Origin of the sequence: Zunongwangia sp. SCSIO 43204 (assembly GCF_019904275.1) — a bacterium.
Lineage (GTDB): Bacteria > Bacteroidota > Bacteroidia > Flavobacteriales > Flavobacteriaceae > Zunongwangia > Zunongwangia mangrovi.
Genome location: NZ_CP063204.1, coordinates 200,032 through 218,090, shown reverse-complemented (window position 1 = coordinate 218,090; position 18,059 = coordinate 200,032). Strand labels below are relative to the sequence as shown.

Here is an 18,059-nt window from a genome sequence, read left to right as displayed (position 1 = left end):
GTCTATTGTAATTTACTCGATAATCGAGATTAAATGCTCCGAGATTTGTCTCTAAGTTAAAATATTTTCTAATAAATTCCTCATGAATTTGGCTTGAGCTACTTTACGAAAAAGTCTGTAAATAAAAAAAGCTCCGGGATTACCGGAGCTTTTAAATTGTTTTTAGGAATGTAATTAGTCTTCTACAACTTCCATTGTAGTAAATGTAATTACACTTCTACGGTTTTTAGCATATTCTTCTTCAGAACATCCTCTCTCTTCAGTACAATCATTTACTGGTTGAGATTCACCATATCCTTTTGTAGTAATATTTTCAGAGGAAATACCGTGAGCTACTAAGTAGTCTTTGGTAGCATCGGCTCTTCTTTGTGACAATTTAAGGTTGTACTCTTCAGTACCTCTGGCATCAGCATGAGAAGCAATTTTGATCTCTGTTGCGTCGCTACCTTTAAGGATGTCGATTACTTTATCAAGAACTTCCTGGTATTCTTCAGTTACTTTAGATTTATCGAATTCAAAGTAAATTCTGTTTTCGTGAGGAATATCAATTTGTCTTGTTTTCTTAACATACTTAGTTCTTGTGAAAGAATAAAGATTATCGTTACCACTTCTATTAGAAGTTAGGAAACCTTTTTTCTCACCTTCGTTAATGATGAAAGCGAAATCATCATAAGCACTGTTTACAGAGCTTCCTAAGTTTTCAGCTTCAGTATAATTTCCTTCAGATTTGTAAACGTCTAGATTACCAAATCCTAGGTGACCGTCTGAGGCGAAGTAAAGAATGTTGTCTTCACTTACAAAAGGAAACTGCTCTCTATGCTCAGTGTTAATTCCAGGACCTAAGTTCTCTGGAGTTCCATATGTCCCATCTTCGTTGATCGCTACTTTGTAAAGGTCGAAAGAACCTTGTCCTCCTGGCATATCACTAGCAAAGAAAAGTGTAGAACCATCTGGGCTAAGTGCAGGATGCTCTGTAGAAAACTCTTCGCTTGTAAAAGGAAGTGCTTCAACATTTGTCCATTCGTCACCAACTAGTTCAGCTCTATAAATTCTGATGTTAGCTACTCTTAAGCCTTCTTCAGTTTTAAAACGCTTTTCATTAGTTCTATCGAAGTACATAACAGTTCCTTCTTCATTAAATACAGCAGAACTTTCGTGCTCGTCTGTATTAATAGCGTCTGAGAAAAGAACAATGTTACTGATCTCACCTTCTTCAGAAATTTCACCTGTATATAGATCTAATGCAGGTTTCTTGTTCCAAGGATAGATAGGGCGAGCAGTATTTCTGGTTGAAGCAAAAGTGATCTTGTCTTCACCAAAATAAGAGATTCCAAAATCTGAAGATGCAGCATTTTCAGCTGGAAGCATTTCTGGCTCGTAGATGTAAAGGTTGCTAGAGTCTACAATGCTTTCCTCAAATTCAGTAATATCTACATCTTTATCATAATAAGAAGCGAAATATTTATCTGCTTCATCATCCTGGCCTGTAGCACGAAGAGAATGAGCATATCTAAATTCGTATTCTGGCTCTACTGTAGCTTCATGTCTAGAGAATAATGTTCCATAAACTTCAGCTGCGTTTTGCATTTGATTTGTGTAGAAATAGGCATCTCCAAGATTCTGAAGAACTTCCTGGTTCTTGTCTACCACACCTTCGTAGGTCGATGCAGCATCTACATAAGCACGCTGAGCAAAAAGCTTGTCTGCTTTCCTAATTTCGGCCTTTTGACCGAAAGCTGCGATGCTTACAAGAAGTATTATTAATGTGCTATAAATGTTTTTCATATTAATCTTTTTTAGAAGAATCTAGGAGACTTGTCGTATCCTTTGTTTAAACCGAATAAATCTATATCGAACAATACCATGATCTCATGAGTACCGTCGTTGTAGTTCCCAAAATTCGTAGTAGTATAATCGTAAGCATATCCTACACGAAGTTGAGGAGTGATCTTAAAGTTCACTAATCCTGTTACAGATTCGTCGAATCTATATCCAAGACCAGCTTCTAAGCGATTGTATAAAAGAACATTTGCAGTTACATCTACAGATATTGGAGAGTCTTTAACTCCTCTAGCCATAAATGCAGGTTTTAACTTCACATTTTGGCTAAGATCGAAAACGTATCCCCCAGTAATGTAGTAGTGAATTGCTTCTTCACCAATCCCCTGGATTCCTTGAGAATTTTCAAGGTGAGTAGAGGTAAATAGGTTAGGAGCAGAAACCCCTAAGTAATAGTTCTCACTAAACCAGAATGCACCAACACCAAATACAGGAAATGCTTCACTGTAATTTTGAAATGCCGGGTCTAATGGATTATTAAGAACGATTCCATTTGTGTTAGAATCGAAAGTTGTAATCCCTGCTTTGGCACCAAAAGATAATTTGCTGTTTTGGCTTAATGGTAAAACATAAGCGAAATCTGCAGTAATATTATTTTCTTTTACCCAATCTCCCACTTCGTCATGAACTACGGTTAAACCAAGTTCGATTCTTTCGCTAATAGGAGTGTGAGCGAAGAAGTTGGCGGTGCGAGGTGCACCGTCAACATTTACCCACTGAGCTCTATAGATACCTCCAAGATTTAACATCCCGGGATCATCTGTGGCATATGCAGGGTTCACCACGCTCATGTTATACATGTATTGTGTGAACACTGGATCTTGTTGAGACATACCTTTTACAGAAAAAAGGATAATGCCTATAAATATTAGATATTTTGTGATTGTATTTTTCATTTCTTTCTAGTGTTTATCCTGATTATCTGCTTAAGTATACTTTTCCTTGTCTAGCAGGAGTTGATCCGTCATTAAATTCAATCACGTAGAAGTATACTCCCACAGGTAGTACATCATCTCCAAGAGAAGATTCAGTTGGCGTACCATCCCAGTTTGGAGTACTAGCATTTCCTTTGTAAACCATATTACCCCATCTGTTATAGATTTCTATCGCATAGTTTGGATATTCATCTTCAAGATATTGGATGTCGAAAGTATCATTTAGACCATCTCCATTAGGTGAAATACCTTCTTGGAATCTAATTGTACAGTCTGTAAAGTTTACAGTATAAGCTAGTCTTACAGCACTCTCACAACCTGTCGTGCTATTGTACGCACTGGCATAGTATGTCATGCCGTCTACCAATAGAGCGCTTTCACTAATCGCACTTCCACCTTCAGCAGCATCGTACCACGTGATATCTCCACCACTTGTAATTCCATCAGTTAAATAAGCGACAGTTCTTTCGTCGTACTCACAGATTTCAAATTGACTAGCATCGATTGTTGGAGTTCCTGGATCGTTAACAGTAACTGTAATAGCAGCTGTTTCAGATTCACAACCAGCAGCACTCATTTGAGTCACGTAATAAGTTCCTGAAGTTAGAACATCGGTTGATTCGATCATATTATCTGGATCAGCATCTGCGCTTGTGTAATATCCAATATTATCTCCAGTAATATCAAGATCAGCGAAAGTTGCGCCGTCGATTGCACAGAAATCGCCATCTGTTACAACAGGTGCATCAGGCACTTCATTAACAGTAATTGTTAGAGTAGAAGAATCTGTTCCACAATCATTAGTTACCGTATAAATGAATTCATATACACCAGCCGTACTAATATCGAAATTAGCATCTGCAAGGTCAGTTCCATCTAAAGAGAAAATACCGTTATCATCAGCACCATTTAAGTACATGCTTAGATCTACAGTTGTATCTGCAACACAAATACCATCTGCAACCGTAACATCTTCACCTGCATTAGCATCTGGGTTTACAGTGATTGTGAAGGTAGCGGAATCTGATGTTCCAGCAGTAACACAAGTATCATCTTCATCTAAAGAATAAGTAATGGTATAAGTGCCATCTGTTGTTGCCATGAACATTCCATCTGTAACCATATCTCCAGTAAATTCACCAGAGGTAATAGCGTCGTCACTTAAGTATTCAAATAGGTCAACGCTTTCATTTACACATAAAGTAAATGCAGCATCATCACCAGCTTCAGCTTCAGAAGGCTCATTAACAGTGATTGTAAAAGTAGATGAATCTGAAGTTCCTGCAGTTACACAGTAATCTTCGTCATCAACTGAATAGGTTACTGTATATGTTCCTGCAGTAGCAGAAGTGAATGATGTACCTGTAACACCATCACCAGTAAATTCACCAGTTGTATTAGCATCAGCACTTAAGTAAGAACTTAGGTCGATAGTTTCATTAACACAAGCTGAAATTTCATCATCTTCACCAGCTTCAGCAGCTGTAGGAGCGTTAACTGAGACAGTGAAAGTAGCAGTGTCTGAAGTACCATCAGCAACACATGCATCGTCTTCATCTATTGTATAAGTGATAGTATAAGTTCCTGCAGTTGTAGCAGTAAACATCCCATCAGTTACCATATCTCCAGTGAATTCACCAGAAGAAATAGCGTCATCACTTAGGTAATCAGCAAGCATAATAGTTTCGTTTACACAAGCAGAGATTTCCATATCGTCACCAGCCTCAGCATCAGAAGGCGTATTTACAGTGATCGTAAATGTAGCAGAATCTGAAGTTCCAGCAGTAACACAGTAATCTTGGTCATCTACCGTATAAGTAATAGTGTAATCTCCTGCAGTAGTAGCAGTGAAAGTTGAACCTGTAACACCTTCGCCTGTAAATTCACCAGAAGCATTTGTGCTATCTGCTAAGTAAGAAAGAAGATCTACATTTTCGTTTACACAAGCAGAGATTTCCATATCCTCACCAGCATCAGCAGGAGTAGGATTATTAACAGTGATCGTAAATGTAGCAGAATCTGAAGTTCCCGTAGTTACACAGTAGTCTTCATCATCAACTGAATATGTCACTGTATATGTTCCTGCAGTAGTAGCATTGAAAGTTGAACCTGTAACACCATCACCAGTGAATTCGCCAGTTGTATTAGCATCAGCACTTAAGTAAGAACTTAGGTCGATAGTTTCATTAACACAAGCTGAAATTTCATCATCTTCACCAGCTTCAGCAGCTGTAGGAGCGTTAACTGTAACAGTGAAAGTAGCAGAATCTGAAGTTCCTGCGTTCACACAAGTATCATCTTCATCTACAGTATAGGTAATAGTATAAGTTCCTGCAGTTGTAGCAGTAAACATCCCATCAGTTACCATATCTCCGGTGAATTCACCAGAAGTAATAGCGTCATCACTTAGGTAATCAGCAAGCATAATAGTTTCGTTTACACAAGCAGAGATTTCCATATCGTCCCCAGCCTCAGCATCAGAAGGCGTATTTACAGTGATCGTAAATGTAGCAGAATCTGAAGTTCCAGCAGTAACACAGTTATCCTGGTCATCTATCGTATAAGTAATAGTGTAATCTCCTGCAGTAGTAGCAGTGAAAGTTGAACCTGTAACACCTTCGCCTGTAAATTCACCAGAAGCATTTGTGCTATCTGCTAAATAAGAAAGAAGGTCTACATTTTCGTTTACACAAGCAGAGATTTCCATATCCTCACCAGCATCAGCAGGAGTAGGATTATTAACAGTGATCGTAAATGTAGCAGAATCTGAAGTTCCTCCAGGAACACAGCTGTTAGCATCATTTACAGTATATGTTATAGTATAGGTGTCTGCAGTAGTAGCAGTGAAAGTTGAACCTGTAACACCATCACCAGTGAATTCACCAGTTGATAAAGCGTCATCACTCAAGTATGCTGTTAAGTCTACAGTATCATTGATACAAGCATCAAATGCCATATCATCACCAGCTTCTGGTGCCACAGCAGGAGTGATTGTTACGTTAAATTCTGTAGTTTCAGAAATACACGAACCGTTAGTTGCAACAGCGTAATATGTTCCATCCATTAAAGCAGTAGATGGGTCTAACGCACTTGATAAAGAAGCATCATCATAAACAGCAACATTAGCATCTGTGCCTAGATCAGCAACAGTAGCATTCTCAGTTTCACAAAAACTCATATCAGCGATAACTGGAGCATCAGGCTGTTCAGAGATCGTTATCTCGAAATCAGTCGTTGCGGAAATACAAGAACCGTTAGTTGCAACCGCATAATAAGTTCCAGACGTCAATGGAGTAGCAGGATCAAGCTCAGTAGTTAACGAAGCATCGTCGTATACAGCAACATCAGCATCTGTACCTAAGTCGGCAACAGTAGCGTTATCAGTTTCACAGAATTCCATATCAGCGATTACTGGAGCATCCGGCTGTTCAGAAATAGTTATTTCGAATTCAGTCGTTTCAGAAACACAAGAACCATTAGTTGCAACCGCATAATAAGTTCCAGACATCAATGGAGTAGTAGGATCAAGCTCAGTAGTTAGTGAAGCATCATCGTATACTGAAACATCAGCATCTGTACCAAGGTCAGCTACAGTAGCATTGTCAGTTTCACAAAACTCCTGGTCTGCAACAACCGGAGCTTCTGGTTGATCTGTAAGTGTTATTGTAAATGTAGCATCATCTGTAGTACAATCATCTGCTACAGTGTATGTAATTGTATATGTTCCAGCAGTATAGTTTGCAGGATCAAATTGACCATTAATATCAGCGCCGTCTAGAGTAAATGTACCATCTGTATCGGCATCTCCAGAAAGAAGAGTAAATAGATCTAGAGAAGCGTCATTTGAGCATACCTCAGTACTAGCGTCATCACCAGCATTTACAGGAGGGATAACGGTAACGGTAACTTCAAATCTCTCTTCACTTTCTGTTGGAGGTAAAGCAGAACCAACATTGTTGATAATCTGGGTAGCATAGTAAGTTTCTCCATTCACTAATACAACATCATCACCCAAATTAGGGTTTGAAGTTTCTGTACTATACCAACGGATAGCTGTTGTATTTTCGCTTGTTCCCTGAGCAACTAAATCTGCAACAGTAGCACCGTCACAAAAAGTTTGTGCAGCATCTCCGGTAGGAGCAACTGCAACGATAGGATCGTAACGCATTGCTAATCTTTCAGATGGACAGCCTCCATTGTCGATTCCGACAAAGTAAGAGTTTTCTGCAATTAATTCGGTGTTTCCGGCTAAAGGAGTTTCATCAAACTGTCCTGCAAAAACAACAAGGTTGTCCCCTGGATTATCATCTTGAAGGGTAGCGATTAAATCATCTACATCATAAGAATCTGCAGTAGATCCTAAAGCAGGAGAAAAAGTAGTTCCGTATCCAGTTACTGGGGCTGGAGAAGAAGTTACTGTAACAGTAACGGGAAGTCTTGTTGTACAAGTTCCGTCAGCATTACCAACAAAATAGGTAACTCCATCCTCCAGTAGTTCGTTATCTGGAACAGGGGTTGTTCCGTCTTCCGATCGGTAAATTGTTGTACCATCAGTAACAATTGCATCAACAGTTTGCAGATAGCAGAAAGACTGAGTGTCTAGGGTGCCTGTCGGTGTTGGGCAATCACTTTGACCATACATCGACAAACCTCCCATAAATAGTACAAAGGATAGAAGGAACAATTTGGTTCCCCTAATCCTCAAAGTAAAATTTTGCATAGGCTAGGTGTTAAATTCGAATAATAAATAATAAAGTTTAAATTGTTTGTAGCACAAATATTATAATAATTTTTAATATCTGCGTTGTAAAACCTTCTGTATTTACTATTAATTAGTATTTTTCCCCTAATTCTGGATTTTGTGTTAAAATCATTTGGATATAATTCTTAAAAATAGTAGTCAATTTCTTAAAAAAATTAACGTTTGGAGCTAAAAGCGCTTTTTTTTCTCTTCATTTTGGGATGTAATTTTTCAATTTTTGGTCAGGAAAATCTAAAATCTGTGAAATTTCAGTTAGAGCAAAATAATTATACAGTGGCTCTAGAGATTTTAGAACAAAATCATAGTGACTCCGAGTTTGGTAAGTTGTATTTAGGCGACATAAATAGCCATTTAAAACACTGGGACGAAGCTATATCTTATTACGAAAAACTTGTAGAATTACATCCAAACTCGGCCTTGTATAATTTCAAAATGGGTGGAGCTATGGGGATGAAAGCTATGGAAATCAATAAGTTTCAGGCAGCATTCCTAATTCCGGATATTAAGAAATATTTAGAAAAAGCGGTTGCTTTAGATCCAGAGCATATAGAGAGTCGAAGAGCTTTAGCGCAATTGTACCTAGAATTACCTTCTGTTTTAGGTGGAGGCCTTGATAAGTCCTTAGCGCACACAAAAAAGTTGGAAGAACTAAATGAACTTGATTATCGCATTGCAATGGCTGCTATCTATGCCTATAAAGATAAAGAGGAGATTTCAGGAGAAATGATAAAGAAAGCTATTGAGAAATCTCAAGCCAAACCATCTCTTATTTTGCGTAATTATATGTATTTTGAATTGGCACAGGAAGCTGTTCGTTATCAGGTTGCAGCTTCAGAGATTGATAGGCTAATGAAGAAATATATTTCGGGATTTAATTACCTGGATCTAAAAACACCTGCAGAGGCTTATCTTAAGTTAGCACAACTTTCAGAAAAAAGAGGAAATAAGAAGGCTGCAACAAAATATATTTCAAAGTCTTTAGACTATGATGCTAAAGCTGAAATTGCTTTAGAACTTCAAGAAGATATTCAGGATATGTAAGTCTTCACTTCGCGATTATAAAAGCAATAATTACATTTGCTGAAAATTGATATAATGAACATTCATTTTATAGCTATTGGAGGGAGCGCGATGCACGCTTTGGCCATAGCACTGCATAAAAAAGGTTTTAAGGTTTCGGGAAGTGACGATGCTATTTTTGAGCCTTCAAAAACTGCACTTCAAAACTGCGAAATCTTACCTGAAAAATTTGGTTGGTTTCCAGAGAAAATCACAAAGGATCTTGATGTGGTTATTCTTGGGATGCATGCCAGAAAAAATAATCCAGAATTACTAAAAGCTCAGGAATTAGGCTTAAAAATCTATTCTTATCCCGAGTTTGTTTTCGAGCAGTCTAAAACCAAAACTCGGGTTGTTATAGGTGGTTCTCATGGTAAAACAACAATTACCAGTATGATCTTACATGTGATGCATTATCACGATCGAGATGTAGATTATTTGGTTGGTGCACAATTAGAGGGAATAGAAAATACAATTCAGCTAAATGATGATAATGATTTTATTGTTATTGAAGGGGATGAGTATTTATCGTCTCCAATAGATCGCAGGCCAAAATTCCATTTATATGAGCCTAATATTGCGTTGTTAAGTGGTATTGCCTGGGATCACATCAATGTGTTTCCAACTTACGAAAATTATGTAGAGCAGTTCAGCATTTTTGTGGATAAGATCGTGAACGGCGGAATCCTGGTGTATAACGAAGAGGATACCGAGCTTAAAAATATCGTTGAAAATAGTACAAATCCTATTAGAAAACATGCTTATCAAACGCCAGAATATTATATCGAGGATGGTGAAACAATCCTGGTAACTCCAGAAGGGGACATGCCTTTAGAAGTTTTTGGTAAACATAATCTTAGCAATTTTGCCGGCGCAAAATGGGTTTGCCAACATATGGGGATCGATGAAGAAGATTTCTACGAGGCAATTTCAACATTTAAAGGAGCTTCAAAAAGACTTCAGAAAATTAAAGAATCTGGGGATTTTATAGCCTTTAAAGATTTTGCTCATAGTCCGTCTAAAGTAAAGGCGAGTGTAAAAGCCGTGAAGGAACAATTTCAGGAAAAAAAAGTTATCGCTTGTTTAGAGCTGCACACATTCAGCAGTTTGAATGAAAGTTTTATTGCTGAATATAAGAATTCACTCGATGCTGCAGATAAAGCCATTGTATTTTATTCTTCTGAAGCGGTTGCGCATAAAAAATTAGAACCCATTTCTGCTGAAGCTATAAAATCTGCTTTTGAACGCGAAGATCTAAGCATTATTACAGAAACTTCAGAATTAGAAACACATCTTAAAACATCGAATTTCGATAATTCTGTATTATTATTTATGAGTAGCGGAAATTACGGCGGAATTGATCTAGAGCATTTTGTAACCGAATTATAAAATTGGTTAAAATCTTTATTCCTTTTCTAATCTGTTGTATTTTAACAGGATGGGAGAGGAGTCACAAGGTTTTAGTATTAAGAATTGGGCGATAGATGATAGGCCACGCGAGAAATTACTCAGAAAAGGGAAACTTGCTTTAAGTGATTCTGAATTGATCGCTATTTTAATAGGTTCTGGTAATCGAAAGGAAACCGCCGTAGAATTAAGCAAGCAAATTTTAGCTTCTACGCAGAATAATCTTAGTGAGTTAGGAAAACTTTCAGTTAATCAGCTTTGTAAATTTAATGGAATTGGTGAAGCCAAAGCAATTACGATTATTGCGGCTTTAGAGCTAGGTCGAAGAAGACGTTTAGAAAATGCTCTGGAAAGAACCAAAATCACCTCAAGCAGATCTGTTTTCGAATTAATGCAACCCATAATTGGGGAATTGCCTCACGAAGAATTTTGGATCATTTATTTGAATAATTCTAACAAGGTGATCGATAAACTTCAGCTAAGTAAAGGCGGGATTACAGGAACTTTGGTAGATGTTCGGCTTACCTTAAAGAAAGCTTTAGAACTTGGTGCAGTTGCTTTGATCCTGGCACATAATCATCCTTCAGGAACCTTAAAACCCAGTATGGCCGATAAGAATTTAACCCAGAAATTAAAAACAGCTTCAGAAAGTCTTGATATAAAAGTGCTGGATCATTTAATTGTAACTGAAATGTCCTATTTTAGCTTTGCAGACGAAGCGATCTTATAAAACTACCCTTAATGCTACTGGTCTACACCCAAAAAGTTACTCCTAGAATCATCTATATCTTTAAGCATATCTGTACAAACATGCTTGGGGTTCAGATTAAATTTACTTCTAAAATCGAGGAGTTTGTAGCTCATGATGGCTTTAAAATGTCTTACGGGAAACAGGCATTAGGAAACGAATTTTTTATTCAGAATACAGATATTTTATTAGAGCATGGTTTTGGGGAGTTAGAGATTAAAGTGCAACCCTGGGGAAATACGGTTTGTTTCTTTCCGGTAAGTGATAATAGTGATTTACCATTCGATATTTTTGCAGCTTCTTTTTACCTCTTAACGCGTTACGAAGAATATTTACCTCACGTAAAGGATGAAGCAGGTAGATTCCCTGTTTCAGAAAGTTTGGCTTTTAGGGAGAGCTTTTTAAAAACGCCGGTGGTCGATATTTGGGCGCAAAAGTTTAAACAGGTTTTGCGGCAAAAATTCCCAGAAATGGAATTCAAAAAGATTGAATTTCAGGTAGAAAGTATATTCGGTGTAGAGCATGGCTTCGTGTTTAATAATAAGGGAATTATTAGAAGTATGGTGGGCTGGGGAAACGATCTTGTAAAGCTTCATTTTCATCGTTTTTTCGATCGCATTAAGTCTTGGATGAAAATTAAAAAAGATCCTTTCGATGTATTTGATGATCTGGTTCATCTTATAAAAAAGCATTCTCTTTCAACGATTTTCATGTTTAAAGTGGCAGATTTCACACTTTATGATCGCAATATCAACTACAATAGGATTCCGTATCGATCTAATATTAAATATGTTTCAGATTATGCGAAGATCGGTTTGCTTTTAGGTCATTATTCTTCACAAACTTTAAAAGTTTTAAAAAGCGAAAAATTTCGTTTAGAGAACATCATTCATTATCCACTTGAAAATATTTTGAACGCCAGTTACGATCTTGGTATTCCAGAACATTTTAATACGTTGGCAGAATTAGAGTTTGAGAATGATTATTCGATGGGGTATCCAGATGACCTTGGCTTTAGAGCAGGAACCTGTTCTTCCTATTTATTTTACGATATAAATATGGAAATTACGAGTCCGCTTCAAATCCATCCGTATATATTTAATTCGAATGTTGGTAAAAAATATTCTTCCGAAGAATTAAAAAAAGAGGTTGCTAAAATCCACGAACGAGTGAAGAATGTTGGGGGGACGTTTAGGGCGATCTTTAAAAATGAAGACTTTTCTGAATATTATAATAACAAACGATATTACTCATTATTAAAGCAAATTCATGAAATTGAATAATATAGAGCATGTTTTTTTCGATTTAGATCACACTTTGTGGGACTTTGATAAAAACTCGGCGCTCACTTTCGAATATATTTTCAAATTAAATAAAATCGACTTAGAACTTTCTAGGTTTCTCGAGGTTTATATACCTATCAATTTCGACTATTGGGAAAATTATCGCAAGAATCTGGTGTCTAAAGAAAAGCTGCGTTACGGTAGGTTAAAGGATTCATTTTTGGCGGTTTCTTACCCGGTTGATGACACGATTATCGATAAGTTGTCTAATGATTATATCCTTTATCTTTCTGAATATAATCATCTACTGGACGGCGGAGTAGAAGCTCTTGATTATCTTTCTGAAAAATATACACTCCATATTATTACTAATGGATTTGAAGAAGTTCAGCATAAAAAATTGAAGAATTCCAATATTCTAAACTATTTCAATACAATAACAACTTCTGAAGAAGCCGGAGTTAAAAAACCACATCCCACTATTTTCGAAATGTCGCTAAAGAAAGCTAATGCCTTACCAGAAAAATCGGTAATGATTGGCGATAATTATGAAGCTGATATTATTGGTGCAGCAGATTTTGGTTTACAAACTATTTATTTTGATTATTACAATAAGTCGGCATACAACAATGTTATAGGGATAAAGAATTTAAAGAACCTCAATCTATATCTTTAAAATAAGGCAATACGATCGATATTCGTTATTTTTAAGCAGATTTTTAAATTATCCAGATTATGAAAAAACTATCAGTTTTATTCGCAATATTATTTACAGCAATAACTTACGGGCAAAAGACAATCAATGATTATAAATATGTGATTGTGCCAGAGAAGTACGAATTCTCAAAGGAGAAAAATCAGTATCAACTTAATGCGCTGACTAAATTTTTGTTAGAAAAATATGGTTTTTCAACTGTAATGAAAAGTGAAGAAAAGCCCAAGGAACTTCAATCTAATAATTGTTTAGCGCTAGAAGCAGATGTAGAGAATAATTCGGGCCTATTTGTTACTAAGCTGGTATTGCAGTTAAAAGATTGCTACGGGAATGTGATTTATGCCACAGAAGAGGGCAGAAGTAGAGAGAAAGATTATAAAAACGCTTATCACGAAGCTTTAAGAGATGCATTTACTTCATTGGAAGATTTAGATTATACCTATAGCGAAGATCCAGTTGTTGCTGAAGCTCCTAAAAAACAAGCCTCAAAACAAGCAAAAGCTATTGCCACTGCGGAAGTTTCTAATACTCCGGAAGAAGAGGTTGAAGTGGTTGAAGAAAACGAAGTGAATAAAGATGATGCGATAGAAGCAGTTATTGATGGTACATTCTACACCAATGATAATGCAGTTTATTTCTTGGAAGAAAACCAATCTGGTTACGGTTTTTACCAAAAAGGAATGGCAGAGCCTTTTGCAATGCTGATAAAGTCTGATGGATCAGATAACTTTATATACAATTCTTTAACCAAACAGGGAATGGCTTATTTTTCAAAAACAGGAGATCTTATTGTTGAGATATTTGATCGCCAGGCCGGTAAAACCGTGAAAACAACCTATAGGCTTCAGGATTAATAATTGTATTTACCAGACCAACGTTTCCGAAGAAATTCACGTTGAGAGTTTTCTCGCGAATTATTTCCAGGTTCGTATATAATGGTATTCCTGATCTCATCAGGTAAAAATTCTGCCTTTACAAAATTGCCTTCGGAATTGTGAGCGTATTTATAATTTTCGCCATAACCAAGATCTTTCATCAATTTTGTAGGGGCATTTCTTATATCCAGAGGAACTGGTAAGTTCCCCATTTGTTTTACTAAGCTAGACGCTTTTGCAATCGCTTCGTAAGCAGCATTACTCTTTGGTGAAGTTGCAAGATAAGTAGCGCATTGGCTAAGGATGATTCTTGCCTCAGGGTAGCCGATAGTATTTACGGCTTGAAAAGTGTTGTTAGCGATCACTAAAGCAGTAGGATTGGCGTTGCCAATGTCTTCGCTGGCTGAAATTAGCATTCTGCGTGCTATAAATTTTACGTCTTCACCGCCTTCTATCATTCTGGCTAACCAGTAAACCGCTCCGTTGGGATCACTTCCTCGAATCGATTTTATAAATGCTGAAATGATATCATAATGTTGCTCGCCAGTTTTATCATAAAGCACGGTGTTTTGCTGTACTTTTTCGAAAACCATGTCATTGGTGATCTCAGCACCTTCGTCGCTAGAATTTACAAGTAACTCAAAGATGTTAAGTAGCTTTCGTGCATCACCACCACTCAGCCTTAAAATGGCTTCAGTTTCTTCTAATTTGATGTTTTTTGAAGCGATTATTTTATCTTCTTTCATTGCCCTATTTAGTAGTGCAATAAGATCATCTTTAGAAAAAGGCTTTAAAACGTAAACCTGGCACCTGGAAAGTAATGCTGAAATCACTTCGAAACTGGGATTTTCTGTAGTGGCACCTACCAGCGTAACCCAACCTTTTTCGACAGCACCTAAAAGTGAATCTTGCTGAGATTTACTAAAACGGTGAATCTCATCTATAAAAAGAATCGGACTTTTTGTCGTAAACAGTCCATCACTTCGCTTTGCCTTTTCAATCACTTCGCGTACATCTTTTACTCCGCTGCTAATAGCGCTTAAAGTAAAAAAAGGACGGTCAGATTCATTAGCAATTATATTGGCTAGGGTTGTCTTGCCTACACCAGGAGGTCCCCAAAAGATCATTGATGGTATAATACCACGTTGAATTTGTTGGCGTAAAGCACCTTTTTCGCCAATAAGGTGTGTCTGACTTAGATATTGGTCTAAGGTTTTTGGTCTTAGTCTTTCTGCTAATGGCTGGTTCATTTTGCAAATGTAAAAATTAGAATGACAAAATCTCTGCTAAGTAATATTGGTTATTTTTTTGTAGTATTATTTCAAAGTAATTAGAACAGTGAAGCGAAAACAAGATTTTAATTTTACTCCTGGTGTTTTGGGTTATCCCATCGTTTTTGTTTTTGCGATCTGGATCGTGTTTTGGGTCGAAGTTCGATTTGGAGTGAATTTTAATGATTTCGGGGTTTATCCAAGAAAGAGCAGTGGATTACCAGGTATTTTCTTTTCTCCTTTTATTCATAGCGGAATAAAACATTTGTTCAATAATACGATACCACTTTTGGTGCTTTCTATGGCTCTTTTTTATTTTTATCGTAGCATTAGTTGGAGGCTCTTGGGTTATGGTTTTTTACTAACAGGTTTATTGACCTGGTTAATTGCAAGGCCAGCTTATCATATCGGCGCTAGCGGAATCATTTATTTGCTGGCTTCTTTCTTATTTTTCAAAGGAATTTTTTCAAAACATTATCGATTAGTTGCCCTTTCTCTTATTGTAGTTTTTCTCTACGGAGGGATGTTGTGGTATGTTACACCAATAGATCCAGAGATTTCCTGGGAAGGTCATCTCTCTGGTCTTATTGTAGGTTTAATCTTTGCTTTTGTTTTCAAGAAAAATATTGCGAAGGAACCTAAATATGTTTGGGAACAACCAGATTATGATGAAGAGCAGGATGAGTTTATGCGTCATTTTGACGAACACGGAAATTTTATTGAAAAATTACCCGACGAAATTGACGAAAATGAGCAAACAGACGATATAAAAATTAACTATATCTATAAACCAAAACAAGATAAAGAGGCTTAAATACGTTGTCGCACTACTTCATACAGGAATGCCCCGCAAGCTACAGATACATTTAGCGATGCTATTTCGCCGTGCATAGGTAATTTGGCCTTATGATCTATCGTTTTTAAAATTGAGGGCGAAACTCCTTTGGCTTCATTACCCATTATGATTGCTGAAGGTTTTTTAAAATCGATATCGTAGATTAGATTGTCTGTTTTTTCTGTAGCGGCAACGGTTTGTATTCCGCTTGATTGAAGATAGAACATTGCATCTTTGATGTGATTAACTTTGCAGATCGGAATCTTAAATACCGCACCTGCCGAAGTTTTTACGGTATCAGCATTAATTGGTGCCGCACCTTTCTCTGGAATGATAATCGCGTCTACACCACAGCATTCAGCCGTTCGTATGATCGCACCAAAGTTACGAACATCATTTACCTGATCTAGCAATAAGAAAAAAGGAGCTTCTTTTTTCTCTAATATTGGCTCTATAGTTTCTTCGAGTCCCTTAAAAGCTACAGGACTAATTTTAGCTACAACTCCCTGGTGATTACCTTTGCTTAAATTGTAAAGTTTTTCCTGTGGAACATAGGAGATATTGAAGTTCCCTTTAGATAAAGTTCTTTTAAGTTCAGAAAAAAGGTCTCCTGAAAGTCCTTTCTGAATAAAAATTTTATCTATAGTTTCTCCGCTTTCGATAGCTTCGATAACGGCTCTAATTCCAAAAATAGTTGTAGCATCTTTCATGCGACAAAAATAGGTGAAGTATTTGAAATAGCTTATCTAAGCTGTAAATAAAAAAGCCATGGTTTTTAAGCCATGGCTTTTTCTTATATAACTAAAAAATTTTTAGTTAACATCCCACCAAACGCGAGATGTATTACGATCTTCTGCAGGAGATAGTGTACCTACTCCTACTTGGTAATTTGCATTGTTCAAGTTTATTTCCTGTTGAGGATATAAATATCTGGTTGGAATTTCACCATCATTTAAAGGGTCAGCAGCTGGGGTTAAAACAGGATAATCCAATCTTCTCCATTCATTCCAAGCTAAAAATCCTTGTGGGAATAAAGAAGCCCATTTTTCTTCGCCAATAACTTGCATTAAACTAGTTTCAGAAGCATCAGCAATTCTGGCATCAGCAAAGTCGTCTGCTTCATCAGTTATATCGATTTGTTCCAATCCACCTTCGCCTGTGTGAGGTCCCATACCAAAGTATTCTGTAGTCGAAGTGAATGATTGCACAATTCCAGCTCTTAACATTTCTTCAGCATCTTCAGAAGTCCAACCTCTCTCAGCAGCTTCCGCTCTTTGAAGGTAAGTGTAGGCTCCTGTAAACCATGGTTGTGGACTAGTAGCAGATGTAATGTAAGGAGAGATCTGAGCAATTACAGATAAATCTAAATCTGTTGGATAGTTAGCTAAACCTGTAGCTAAACCATCAGCGTTAGGATCATCTGAATAAATTGTAAGACGAGCATCGAATGTTTCACTCGAGTAATCATCTTCATCACCCTGTAGGGCATCTTGGAAATATTCTGCCATGTTGTAGTCGGCAGCTCTAAATGATGTCCAAGGGTTTACCAAAGTTTCAGCATTAATTGGCTGATACCAAGCTTCTTGATCAGTAGTTTCAATAACTCCATTATCATCGTTTAATGCTGATAAAAATGTGCTTGAGGCAAGACTTTCATTAGCTTCAGACATTTGCATTGAAACGTGGATTAATAATGTATTTGCTAATCTTTGCCACATAGACACATTCCCTCCATAAATGATATCGCCAGATGGGCCATCAGCAGCTGAGTCCATCATGTCTCTAGCTTCTGTAAGCTCAGTGATAAAATCAGCGTAAATTTCCTCTTGAGGTGTATAAGCTGGTGATTGATTTTCATCATCTAAAGCCTCAAAATAAGGTATGTCACCATATGCATTAGTTAACCTATAGTAAATAATTACTTTCATAATTCTTGCAATACCAATCTGGTTATTTACAGAACCATTCGATAAATAAGCAGGGTCTTCAATTCTTTCTGGATCATTAGAAATTCTTATAATTTGTTGAAGATTACTCAATGTTTGAGAATAATATGCAGCCCAGTTTACTGGGTTTTCTGCGTATCTAGATTCTGTTTGATATACCGGTTGTGCTTGATACTGTATGTAAAGATGCGGATTCATCAACCAGTTACCACCGCCTATGGTAGCATATCTTCTTTGAGTCGCTGCTAGTAATGCTCCTGTATCTAAATCTAGAGGACCATTTGTATTCTCATTAGTATCTCCAAAGTCAACGGTCTCACAAGAACTGAATGATAGGAGAATCAATGATAAGAATAGTATTATATTATTTTTTTTCATTTTCTC

At 36.9% G+C, this 18,059-nt stretch carries 13 protein-coding genes; 7 read left to right on the top strand and 6 right to left on the bottom strand.

The window, feature by feature from the left end:
• Positions 1 to 174: 174 nt before the first annotated feature.
• From INR75_RS01105 to INR75_RS01095, 3 genes are read right to left on the bottom strand one after another with little or no spacing between them, the layout of a single operon-like run.
• A complete protein-coding gene (locus INR75_RS01105) occupies positions 175 to 1,785 on the bottom strand; it encodes an OmpA family protein (RefSeq protein WP_223090419.1) in 1,611 nt (536 codons plus the stop codon).
• Between the two features lie 11 nt (positions 1,786 to 1,796).
• Positions 1,797 to 2,735, bottom strand: a complete 939-nt coding sequence (locus tag INR75_RS01100; protein WP_223090418.1) for a type IX secretion system membrane protein PorP/SprF — start codon at positions 2,733 to 2,735, stop codon at positions 1,797 to 1,799.
• A gap of 22 nt (positions 2,736 to 2,757) precedes the next feature.
• Complete coding sequence (locus INR75_RS01095) at positions 2,758 to 7,494, bottom strand: gliding motility-associated C-terminal domain-containing protein (protein WP_223090417.1); 4,737 nt, start codon at positions 7,492 to 7,494, stop codon at positions 2,758 to 2,760.
• Positions 7,495 to 7,776: 282 nt separating this feature from the next.
• Here INR75_RS01095 and INR75_RS01090 point away from each other — a divergent pair, with 282 nt between their 5' ends.
• Genes INR75_RS01090 through INR75_RS01065 form a run of 6 tightly spaced genes read left to right on the top strand, consistent with a single transcriptional unit; the run spans position 7,777 to position 13,602 of the window.
• On the top strand, positions 7,777 to 8,577 hold the full coding sequence (locus INR75_RS01090; protein WP_223090416.1) for a tetratricopeptide repeat protein: 801 nt from the start codon (positions 7,777 to 7,779) through the stop codon (positions 8,575 to 8,577).
• A gap of 54 nt (positions 8,578 to 8,631) precedes the next feature.
• Positions 8,632 to 9,984, top strand: coding sequence for a UDP-N-acetylmuramate--L-alanine ligase (gene murC, locus INR75_RS01085; RefSeq protein ID WP_223090415.1), 1,353 nt, complete (start codon positions 8,632 to 8,634; stop codon positions 9,982 to 9,984).
• Between the two features lie 49 nt (positions 9,985 to 10,033).
• Positions 10,034 to 10,732 carry a DNA repair protein RadC gene (gene radC, locus INR75_RS01080; protein WP_223090414.1) on the top strand — a complete coding sequence of 233 codons (699 nt, stop codon included), beginning with the start codon at positions 10,034 to 10,036 and terminating at the stop codon, positions 10,730 to 10,732.
• An 11-nt stretch (positions 10,733 to 10,743) separates the two neighbouring features.
• Positions 10,744 to 12,033, top strand: coding sequence for a polysaccharide deacetylase family protein (locus INR75_RS01075; protein WP_255584610.1), 1,290 nt, complete (start codon positions 10,744 to 10,746; stop codon positions 12,031 to 12,033).
• Positions 12,020 to 12,709, top strand: a complete 690-nt coding sequence (locus INR75_RS01070) for a YjjG family noncanonical pyrimidine nucleotidase (protein WP_223090413.1) — start codon at positions 12,020 to 12,022, stop codon at positions 12,707 to 12,709. The genes INR75_RS01075 and INR75_RS01070 overlap by 14 nt, the downstream gene beginning before the upstream one ends.
• Positions 12,710 to 12,768: 59 nt before the next feature.
• Complete coding sequence (locus INR75_RS01065; protein WP_092543189.1) at positions 12,769 to 13,602, top strand: hypothetical protein; 834 nt, start codon at positions 12,769 to 12,771, stop codon at positions 13,600 to 13,602.
• On the opposite strand, the gene INR75_RS01060 is transcribed toward INR75_RS01065, so the two are convergent.
• Positions 13,599 to 14,873: a replication-associated recombination protein A gene (locus INR75_RS01060; protein WP_223090412.1), complete on the bottom strand. Its 1,275-nt coding sequence runs from the start codon at positions 14,871 to 14,873 to the stop codon at positions 13,599 to 13,601. The two genes, INR75_RS01065 and INR75_RS01060, sit on opposite strands and share 4 nt — an antisense overlap.
• Before the next feature lie 88 nt (positions 14,874 to 14,961).
• Here INR75_RS01060 and INR75_RS01055 point away from each other — a divergent pair, with 88 nt between their 5' ends.
• The gene (locus INR75_RS01055) at positions 14,962 to 15,708 is read left to right on the top strand and encodes a rhomboid family intramembrane serine protease (RefSeq protein WP_223090411.1); all 747 of its coding nucleotides are present in this window, start codon (positions 14,962 to 14,964) and stop codon (positions 15,706 to 15,708) included.
• Here the strand turns inward: INR75_RS01055 and rlmB are convergent.
• Positions 15,705 to 16,439: a 23S rRNA (guanosine(2251)-2'-O)-methyltransferase RlmB gene (gene rlmB, locus INR75_RS01050; protein WP_092543183.1), complete on the bottom strand. Its 735-nt coding sequence runs from the start codon at positions 16,437 to 16,439 to the stop codon at positions 15,705 to 15,707. The two genes, INR75_RS01055 and rlmB, sit on opposite strands and share 4 nt — an antisense overlap.
• 102 nt (positions 16,440 to 16,541) lie before the next feature.
• Entirely contained in the window at positions 16,542 to 18,053 is a 1,512-nt protein-coding gene (locus tag INR75_RS01045) for a SusD/RagB family nutrient-binding outer membrane lipoprotein (protein ID WP_223090410.1), read from the bottom strand.
• Between the last annotated feature and the right edge of the window lie 6 nt (positions 18,054 to 18,059).

Bases quoted from the DNA above. Each gene is read 5' to 3' on its own strand.
- INR75_RS01105 (WP_223090419.1), bottom strand. From the start codon at position 1,785: ATGAAAAACATTTATAGCACATTAATAATACTTCTTGTAAGCATCGCA.
- INR75_RS01100 (WP_223090418.1), bottom strand. From the start codon at position 2,735: ATGAAAAATACAATCACAAAATATCTAATATTTATAGGCATTATCCTT.
- INR75_RS01095 (WP_223090417.1), bottom strand. From the start codon at position 7,494: ATGCAAAATTTTACTTTGAGGATTAGGGGAACCAAATTGTTCCTTCTA.
- murC (WP_223090415.1), top strand. From the start codon at position 8,632: ATGAACATTCATTTTATAGCTATTGGAGGGAGCGCGATGCACGCTTTG.
- radC (WP_223090414.1), top strand. From the start codon at position 10,034: ATGGGAGAGGAGTCACAAGGTTTTAGTATTAAGAATTGGGCGATAGAT.
- INR75_RS01075 (WP_255584610.1), top strand. From the start codon at position 10,744: ATGCTACTGGTCTACACCCAAAAAGTTACTCCTAGAATCATCTATATC.
- INR75_RS01070 (WP_223090413.1), top strand. From the start codon at position 12,020: ATGAAATTGAATAATATAGAGCATGTTTTTTTCGATTTAGATCACACT.
- INR75_RS01065 (WP_092543189.1), top strand. From the start codon at position 12,769: ATGAAAAAACTATCAGTTTTATTCGCAATATTATTTACAGCAATAACT.
- INR75_RS01060 (WP_223090412.1), bottom strand. From the start codon at position 14,873: ATGAACCAGCCATTAGCAGAAAGACTAAGACCAAAAACCTTAGACCAA.
- rlmB (WP_092543183.1), bottom strand. From the start codon at position 16,439: ATGAAAGATGCTACAACTATTTTTGGAATTAGAGCCGTTATCGAAGCT.
- INR75_RS01045 (WP_223090410.1), bottom strand. From the start codon at position 18,053: ATGAAAAAAAATAATATAATACTATTCTTATCATTGATTCTCCTATCA.